General features: G+C 39.6%; 7 protein-coding genes. 3 read left to right on the forward strand and 4 right to left on the reverse strand.

Annotation, left to right across the window (positions count from 1 at the left end):
- Positions 1-71: 71 nt before the first annotated feature.
- The 3 genes from CHI10_RS07850 to CHI10_RS07860 form a co-directional block, all read right to left on the reverse strand.
- Positions 72-1,364, reverse strand: a complete 1,293-nt coding sequence (locus tag CHI10_RS07850) for a hemolysin family protein (protein WP_095243749.1) — start codon at positions 1,362-1,364, stop codon at positions 72-74.
- A gap of 205 nt (positions 1,365-1,569) precedes the next feature.
- Positions 1,570-2,112 (reverse strand): GNAT family N-acetyltransferase, encoded by a 543-nt coding sequence (locus CHI10_RS07855; protein ID WP_095243751.1) that lies wholly within the window; start codon positions 2,110-2,112, stop codon positions 1,570-1,572.
- A 103-nt stretch (positions 2,113-2,215) separates the two neighbouring features.
- Positions 2,216-3,355 (reverse strand): histidine kinase N-terminal domain-containing protein, encoded by a 1,140-nt coding sequence (locus CHI10_RS07860; RefSeq protein WP_095243753.1) that lies wholly within the window; start codon positions 3,353-3,355, stop codon positions 2,216-2,218.
- A gap of 271 nt (positions 3,356-3,626) precedes the next feature.
- Here CHI10_RS07860 and CHI10_RS07865 point away from each other — a divergent pair, with 271 nt between their 5' ends.
- Entirely contained in the window at positions 3,627-4,097 is a 471-nt protein-coding gene (locus CHI10_RS07865; RefSeq protein ID WP_095243754.1) for a helix-turn-helix transcriptional regulator, read from the forward strand.
- A gap of 45 nt (positions 4,098-4,142) precedes the next feature.
- Here CHI10_RS07865 and CHI10_RS07870 read toward each other — a convergent pair whose 3' ends face one another.
- Positions 4,143-4,679 (reverse strand): universal stress protein, encoded by a 537-nt coding sequence (locus tag CHI10_RS07870; protein WP_095243756.1) that lies wholly within the window; start codon positions 4,677-4,679, stop codon positions 4,143-4,145.
- Positions 4,680-4,993: 314 nt separating this feature from the next.
- Between CHI10_RS07870 and CHI10_RS07875 the strand changes: the two genes are divergently transcribed.
- Both CHI10_RS07875 and CHI10_RS07880 read left to right on the forward strand, forming a co-directional pair.
- Entirely contained in the window at positions 4,994-7,096 is a 2,103-nt protein-coding gene (locus CHI10_RS07875) for a transglycosylase domain-containing protein (protein WP_095243757.1), read from the forward strand.
- Between the two features lie 62 nt (positions 7,097-7,158).
- A complete protein-coding gene (locus CHI10_RS07880; protein WP_095243759.1) occupies positions 7,159-7,905 on the forward strand; it encodes a class I SAM-dependent methyltransferase in 747 nt (248 codons plus the stop codon).
- Positions 7,906-7,953: the final 48 nt, after the last annotated feature.

A 7,953-nucleotide genomic window follows, 5' to 3' on the forward strand; every position in this document is an offset into this window, starting at 1 on the left:
AAGCAAATTAAACTAAGTAATGAAAAATGAAAAATCAACAAACTTTAAGTGAAAGTCTTAATAAATATAGATTAAATTTTCAAAACTTCAATATAAGAAATATGGTGTCCATCCATTTCTTTAATGATAAATCTGTGACCTTCTTCTTCAATAAAGTCTCCCTGTGCTGCATCATACTTCTGCGTCATGATCCAGCCGCCGATGGTGTCCACGTCATCATCGGATAATGTTGTACCCAGAAGATCATTTGCTTCTGAAATCAGCAGTTTCGCATCAAGGATATAGTGGTTTTCCCCTGTCTTTTGAACAAGCGGAAGCTCATCGGCATCAAATTCGTCCCGGATTTCACCAACGATTTCTTCCAGGATATCTTCTGCTGTGACCAATCCAGCGGTTCCCCCGTACTCATCAAGAAGAATCGCCATATGTGAACGCTCCTTTTGCATTCTAAGAAGCAAATCGTGAATAGGAATGGTTTCTATCACCCTGATAACGGGTTTAATATATTGCAGTAAGGGGTGTTTGTCTTCACATTTTTTTCTTACACAGTCAGTTAGAATTTCCTTTACATTAATGATTCCGAGAATATTATCCTTATCGCCTACCGTAACCGGATAACGGGTATAACGCTCATTTAAAATGAGATCGAGGGTTTCTTCCAGTGATGAATCTTCCGGGATGGTAACAATCTCGGTCCGCGGAACCATAATCTCTTTGGCGATTCTATTGTCAAATTCAAATATCCGGTCAACATACTGGTATTCAGAAGGATTAATTTCACCGCTCTTTAAGCTTTCAGACAGGATGATCCGCAGTTCTTCCTCTGAATGGGCCATTTCACTCTCTGAAACGGGCTTCAGTCCGAATAATCCTGTAACGACTCTGGCCGAACCGTTTAAAATCCAGATAAACGGATACATAACCCTGTAAAACAATATTAATGGCTTTGAAAAGGTTAAAGTTATGGCTTCTGCTTTTTGAATCGCAAAGGTTTTTGGCGCAAGCTCCCCAATGACCACATGGAGAAATGTCACAACAGCAAAAGCAATGACAAAGGAGAGGATATGAGTGACGGAAGCCTGCAAGTTAAGACTTTCAAATACAGGATGAAGCAGTCTTTCAATAGTCGGTTCACCGAGCCAGCCGAGGCCCAGTGCGGTGATTGTAATTCCAAGCTGACAGGCAGATAAATATTCATCCAGACTGCTTATAACCTGTTTCGCAGAACGGGCTTTAGGATTTCCCTCCAGCATAAGCTGGTCAATTCGGGAAGTCCTCACTTTAACAATGGCGAATTCAGATGCAACAAAAAATGCAGTTAATGCGATTAATAAAAATAATAAGAAAAGGTTAAGGGTGATCATATTATCCCTTACACGATAATGTAAGGGGCAGGCACCTCCTTTATAATATGTACTTTTCCCTTATTCATGAATTTTACAAATAAACCATGAATAAAGGAGTTACTTTATTTGAAATTACCCTTATTTAAGAGAAGTAATCAGAGGAAGTAATTAATGCCGGAACTTGTATGCAGGAAAAATAAAAAAGCCTGAGCAGGCTTTTTGTTTACACATTCCATTCCCTTGCCAGCATTCCATATATGGCAAGATCGTGATATCGATTATAAAGAAACTCGCCATCCCGGATGATTCCTTCCTGGCGAAATCCAAGCCGTTCAGGGATCGCACGGCTTTTTCCATTTCTAATTCCGCAGCGTATTTCGATGCGGTTCAGTTTTAAATCAAAAAAAGCATGATTGACCATGGCTTGCACACTTCGTGTCATTATTCCTTTGCCTTCAAAATTTTCAGCAAGGTAGTATCCAATGCTGGTTTGTCTGTTGTTCCAGTCTATATGGTGAAAACCAATAGAGCCTGCAAGTTTTCCCTGATAACGGATTCCGGCATTAAAGCCGTTATTATCAGCAAACTGTTTCAGCCATATAGGAATGATCGAATGATACTGAACAGGTGAAGCCATATTATCTACCCATGGAAGCCATTCTCTTAAGTGGCTGCGGTTCCGGTCCACCAAGCTGAATAACTCTTCCGAATGATGAATCTGGAACAATTGCAATTCTAGCTCCTCGTCTACTATTAAAGAAAACAAGTGACAAACCCCCTCCGGCAATCTATAAATATAATAATTTATTGTTTAATTCATATAAGCATTTTGGAATGGAAGACGAAAAAGCTGTTGCCGGGAGTCAGAATCAGCTCATATCTTTAGCCGGCTTTTCAGTTGGCAAAGTTATGCTGAAAACGGTCCAGTCTGATTCGGTATCACATGTCAGAGTCCCTTGATGTTTTTCAATTATCTCTCTGCAGACAAATAGCCCCAGCCCCGTTCCGAGTGTTTTTGTTGTAACAAATGGCTCAAAAATGGAATTGATTAGATGATCCGGAATTCTTGGCCCATTATTAGAAATATCCAGTCTTATTTGCCCATCTGAAGTCCATTTGCTTTTAATATGGATGACAGGGTCACTGCGGTACTGTGTAAGCACATCTATGGCATTGAAGATAATATTAATGAAGACTTGGCGGATTTCATCCGCATAGCCAACCAAATAGATATCATCTTTTATATCCTGAAGGATCGTAACCTTTCCATCCAGGATACTGGGATATAAGAATATCAGGACTTCATCTATTAATTCATTTAGAGAAAATGTAATTTTTTCTTTTCCGATCAGTTCCTTTTTAGAGAGAAGCAGGAATTGCGAAATTCTAAAATTCAGCTGCTCCAGTTCATTTGAGATGATATCCAAATACTTCATGGAGGGATTTTCGGATTTTAAAAGCTGAATAAACCCCTGTACAGAGGTAAGCGGATTTCTGAACTCATGAATAAAGCTTGAAGTCATTTGGCCAAGGAGCGTCAATCTATCTTTATGGGTGGAATCGATAAATTGTGTTTTTTCCTTAATAATCTGATCTTTGGCATCCGTATATCTGGACACAGCGTGATATAAGAATTTATCAAAGCAATAACCGATTCTTTCGTACTGTCTCTGGAGTTCATGAAAATGTATTTCGGAACGATTAAAAATATTAAGAACTATTGTTCTTCCCAAGTTGACATTATAAACAAAGTCTCCAATATTAATATCTGCTTTTACTCGCTGTTCAGCGACGGTGTAGGCCAGTTTCTGAATATAGTTTTCCAGTTCCTGCCCGTCTCTTATTAAGATTTGAATAATTAATTGGAACATGGCCTCGCCATTATCCTTAATTTTATCTTTAAAAGGATCATCCTTATTTATGAGGATTTTCTCATTCCATTCACTTAAGAGGTTTTCTTTTTCAGTCAGCAGAAGTTCCAATATGGCATTATTTGTTTCAATCGTCATTTTATCCTCCACTTTTTTTGCATAATAACAGTTAACCAATAGATTTCGATAGAATACGGCAAAATCCTCTGTTAATTTAATGGAAAATATCAGTAATTTTTGCCCTGAGGAAAAAGGCCAACTTGTGACTAAAAGCACAGTCATTTTTTTGTGATAATTGGTATAGTTAAAGAAAAAGGCAGTTTTTTATTTGTAAAATGGTTATTATTTCTTTTATAATATAGAAACAGGTGTAAATTTACACCAACAACAAAAAGGGAATGAAGCTGCATTGACTAGAGATGAAATTATACTGAAAGTTTCAGATAAGATCCGTCTTATACGTACAGAGGCAGGATACACACAGGATAAAATGGCAGAGATTATTGGTGTTTCAAAAAAGACGCTTGTTCAAATTGAAAAAGGGCGGGCAGAGGCAGGCTGGTCGACAGTAGTAGCTGTTTGTGCTTTATTTAGAGAAACGGAAACAGTCCGGTTTTTGTTTGGAAATGAACCATTAGAAGTTCTGGAGACTATTGCAAGAGAAGGAATTGATTACAGAAAGGAAAAGACTCTTGGCGGTAAGCTCTGGTGGCGGGAATTGAAGAGAAGCAACGGTCTGATCCTTCAGCAGAATATTATCAGCCAGCACTACCGGATTATTGATCAGGATCATTTTAGAATTTACAGTAGTTTCGAAGAATTGTCTTCTAAAGAACGGTTTGAGGAGCTGGCAGCTGAGAATAAAGACCTTCAGCAATAACAGCTGTATTCATATAAAAAGCAGCCTCCGGGCTGCTTTTCAATTTTAAGGGATTTGCGGATTTTCCTTATCCTTAGCTATAAGCACGGGGCAAGGAGCATTCCTGGCAATTTTTGTACTGGTGCTCCCCAGGAACATCTTTTTAATTCCGCCTTTGCCTGAGCTTCCCACAATAATTAAATCTGCGTTTTCCGCCGCTGCATATTCACAAATGCTTTCTGCAGGATTCCCCTCAATAACATCGAACTTCGTATTAATGTTGTATGGCTCAAGAATTTCCCTTGCATTGTAAAAAGTATTGTCTACGCTATGCTTTACTCTTGCGTGTGTATTGGAAGAGGATTCATCATGATAAACCGGAAGAGGAGGGATCTGAATTCCTTCAAGCAGATAGCCATTCGTTCTTACAGGCTCTACCGCTTTTTCATTGTTTAAGGGAATATTTTCAACTGTTTCTTCAAAGACCTGAGCAACCAGCAGCTGAGCTTCAGGGTTTTGTTTAACTAATCCGATTGCCATATTCAATGCCTGTCTGCTTCCGTCTGTATCATCATAGCCCAATACAATTTTATTAAAATACATCAGTGATCACTCCTTCTTATGATAAGGAAACTTATTGTTTATATACCCTCTGCTGTGAAGAGTAAATCATAAAAATCATCAGAGCTTTGAAACTTATTGTACCCCCATAAAAAATGACCGGACTCCGTAAATTCTAATGCATATTTTCAGAGTATCATTGAGGATTTCAGGGTATATTTTTTATACCTGGAAGAAAATTGCATGGAAACAAAATACCATATAAAAACGTATTCTTTGAAGTTATGCTGTTATCGGTGTAATCTGAAGACTTCCACAAAAGCAAAATGATTTTCAGCAAGAATATTGGAGGAAATATGAGAAAGAAAACTTCAGTTATTAAAAAGTTTCAGTCAACTTGGAATAAGCTGCACTTGACACAGGTATCCATATTGCTTGCATCTACTTTGGTCCTGGCTTTCTTAAGCTTCGTCTATTTTTCATATAAGGATGCGGATATCAGTGCACTCGAAGCAGGGCTTGCACAATCCACAGTCATTTATGACGCTGATGGGGAAGTAGCCAGCAAGATCTCAGCAAATAAAAATGAAGGCATTTCCATAGATCAAATTCCTGATCATATGAAAAATGCAGTGATTGCCATTGAAGACCACCGTTTTTATGAACACGGGGGCATCGATTTAAAAGGAATAGGCAGGGCCTTCTTGACAAACGTGAAAGCAGGCGGAATAGTCGAGGGCGGCAGTACGCTTACCCAGCAGCTGACCAAAAATGCACTATTATCTGCAGAAAAAACATACAAAAGAAAACTGGAAGAATTCTTCCTGGCCCTTGAAATTGAAAAGGAATACAGCAAAGATGAAATTCTTCAAATGTATTTAAACCAGGTTTATTTCGGAGAAGGCGCATGGGGGATCAAACGTGCGGCGATGAAGTACTATGGAAAAGATGTTGAGGATCTCTCCGTTAGTGAAGCAGCACTGCTTGCAGGGCTGGTTAAAGCCCCATCAGCCATCAATCCTTACCAAAATGAAGAAAAGGCAATTGAGAGAAGGAATACCGTCCTTGACCGTATGAAGGAACACAACTTTATTACTGAAAAGGAATGGGAAAAAGCAAAAAATGAAAAGCTTGTTTTTGAAGACAGCGGCGGCGATCCCTTTAAAGGGAAATACCCATATTATGTAGACGTGGTTCTGGAAGAAGCGATTAATAAATACAATATTTCGCTTGATGAGCTTTTAAGTGACGGGTATCAAATTTATACAGAGCTTGATCAGGATATGCAGAGCAGTGTAGAAGAAACCTACACAAATGATCAATTATTTCCTAAAGGTACTGGAGATCAGCAGGTTCAAAGCGGAGCCGTACTTCTGGATCCAAAGAATGGCGGTATCCGTGCTCTTGCAGGCGGAAGAGGTGAACATACCCTTCTTGGCCATAACCGTGCCGTTCATAAAGTAGGCCAGCCCGGATCGACCATGAAGCCGATTGTGCCTTACACAGCAGCACTGGAGACGGGCTGGAAGATCACAGATGAACTTAAAGATGAAAGAATGACATTCGGCAAAGATTATGAGCCGAATAACTATAATGGCCAGTTCCGTGGAAATGTGCCAATGTATGAAGCGGTAAAGGACTCTTTAAATGTCCCTGCTGTATGGCTTTTGGATGAAATTGGTGTGGACAAAGGGGTAGATGCGGCGAAGAGGTTTGGCATACCTGAAGAAGCCATCAATCAAAATCTTGCACTTGCTCTTGGCGGCACAAGTGTTGGAGTTTCACCTCTGACCATGGCACAGGCATATGCTGTATTTGCAAATGGCGGCGAGAGGCCGGAAGCACACTCCATTACAAAAATAGTTGATAAGGATGGAGTTACAGTAGCAGAGTGGAAAGGTGAGAATACAAGAGTCATTTCCAAGGATGTTGCGGATAAAATGACAACTATGCTTCTCGGGGTAGTTCAGCATGGTACAGGGAAGGCTGCCCAAATACCAGGCAGAGAAGTTGCAGGGAAAACAGGCAGTACACAAATGACCATCGAAGGCATTGACGGAGTTAAGGATCAATGGTTTGTCGGCTACACACCACAGCTGGTAGGTGCTGTATGGGTAGGCCATGATAAGACAGATGCAAATAATTATCTTACTACCTCGAGCAGTGAAGGTACGGCTCCGATATTCCGGGCAATAATGTCAGAAGCCCTGAAAAATCAGGAAGCAGAGTCATTTAATGTCCCACATATTGCCGGTCTGATGGAACAAAGGCAAAAGGAGCAGCAAAGGAAAGCTTGGGAAGACAACATAAAAAAAGAAACAGAGAAGATTAAAGAAAAAATTGAAAAAGAAAAAGAGAAATGGAAAGAGAAATGGAATAAAGGAAAAGAAAAACACAAGGAAAAAGATAAAGATAAAAAGAAGGATAAAAAGAAAGATAAAGAGAAGAAGAACCATTAAAGAAATACATTTTACGAGTACAGTCAAAAGCTGTACTCTTTTTTAAAAGGAGGTCATCTATCATGGCAGAACAATTTTACGATGAATTAGCTGAAGAGTATCACTTAATATTTGAGGATTGGGATCGTTCCATTGCCAGGCAGGGCGATGTACTGGATCATCTTTTATCGGCAGAAGGCTTTAATAAAACATCATCTCTATTGGATTGTTCTTGCGGAATAGGGACTCAAACATTAGCTCTGGCCCAAAAGGGGTACAAAATAACGGCATCAGACATTAGCGGAAAGTCTATCGAAAGAGCAAAAAAAGAAGCAGAGCTGAGACAGCTGAACATCCAATTTTTTCAGGCAGACATGAGGGCATTGTCATCTGTGCACAGTGAATCTTTTCATGCCATTCTCTCGATGGATAACGCCTTGCCGCACCTTATCACCGAAAAAGAATGCACCAAGGCACTTAAAGAGGTTTACAGTTTACTCAGCGAGAAAGGCATTTTTCTCTTTTCTATCAGGAATTATGATGAAATACAGAAAGGAAGGCCAACATCCACCTTGCCTGCAAAAAGGGATCACACCATAACCTTTCAGCTTTGGGATTGGCATCAGAATTCTGATATATATAATTTGAGGCATTTTACAATGGTGGAAAAGGTCGGAACCTGGTCTGTGTCAGAAAGACTTTCTCAGTATAGGGCCTACAGAAGGGAAGAGTTAAACCATCTTCTGCGCCAAGCTGGTTTTCGGCAGGTGAAATGGCTGCTCCCTGAAGAGTCTGGATTTTATCAGCCAATTGCCATTGCTTATAAATAAAGTTTGTTTTCGCAAGATTTGTTGCTTTTTCCTCTTATTTACTGAGTT

The organism is Bacillus sp. 7894-2, assembly GCF_002272225.1.
Classification (GTDB): domain Bacteria; phylum Bacillota; class Bacilli; order Bacillales; family Cytobacillaceae; genus Cytobacillus.

Coding starts and splice junctions, on each gene's coding strand:
- CHI10_RS07850 (WP_095243749.1), bottom strand. CDS start 1,364: ATGATCACCCTTAACCTTTTCTTATTATTTTTATTAATCGCATTAACT.
- CHI10_RS07860 (WP_095243753.1), bottom strand. CDS start 3,355: ATGACGATTGAAACAAATAATGCCATATTGGAACTTCTGCTGACTGAA.
- CHI10_RS07870 (WP_095243756.1), bottom strand. CDS start 4,679: ATGTATTTTAATAAAATTGTATTGGGCTATGATGATACAGACGGAAGC.
- CHI10_RS07875 (WP_095243757.1), top strand. CDS start 4,994: ATGAGAAAGAAAACTTCAGTTATTAAAAAGTTTCAGTCAACTTGGAAT.
- CHI10_RS07880 (WP_095243759.1), top strand. CDS start 7,159: ATGGCAGAACAATTTTACGATGAATTAGCTGAAGAGTATCACTTAATA.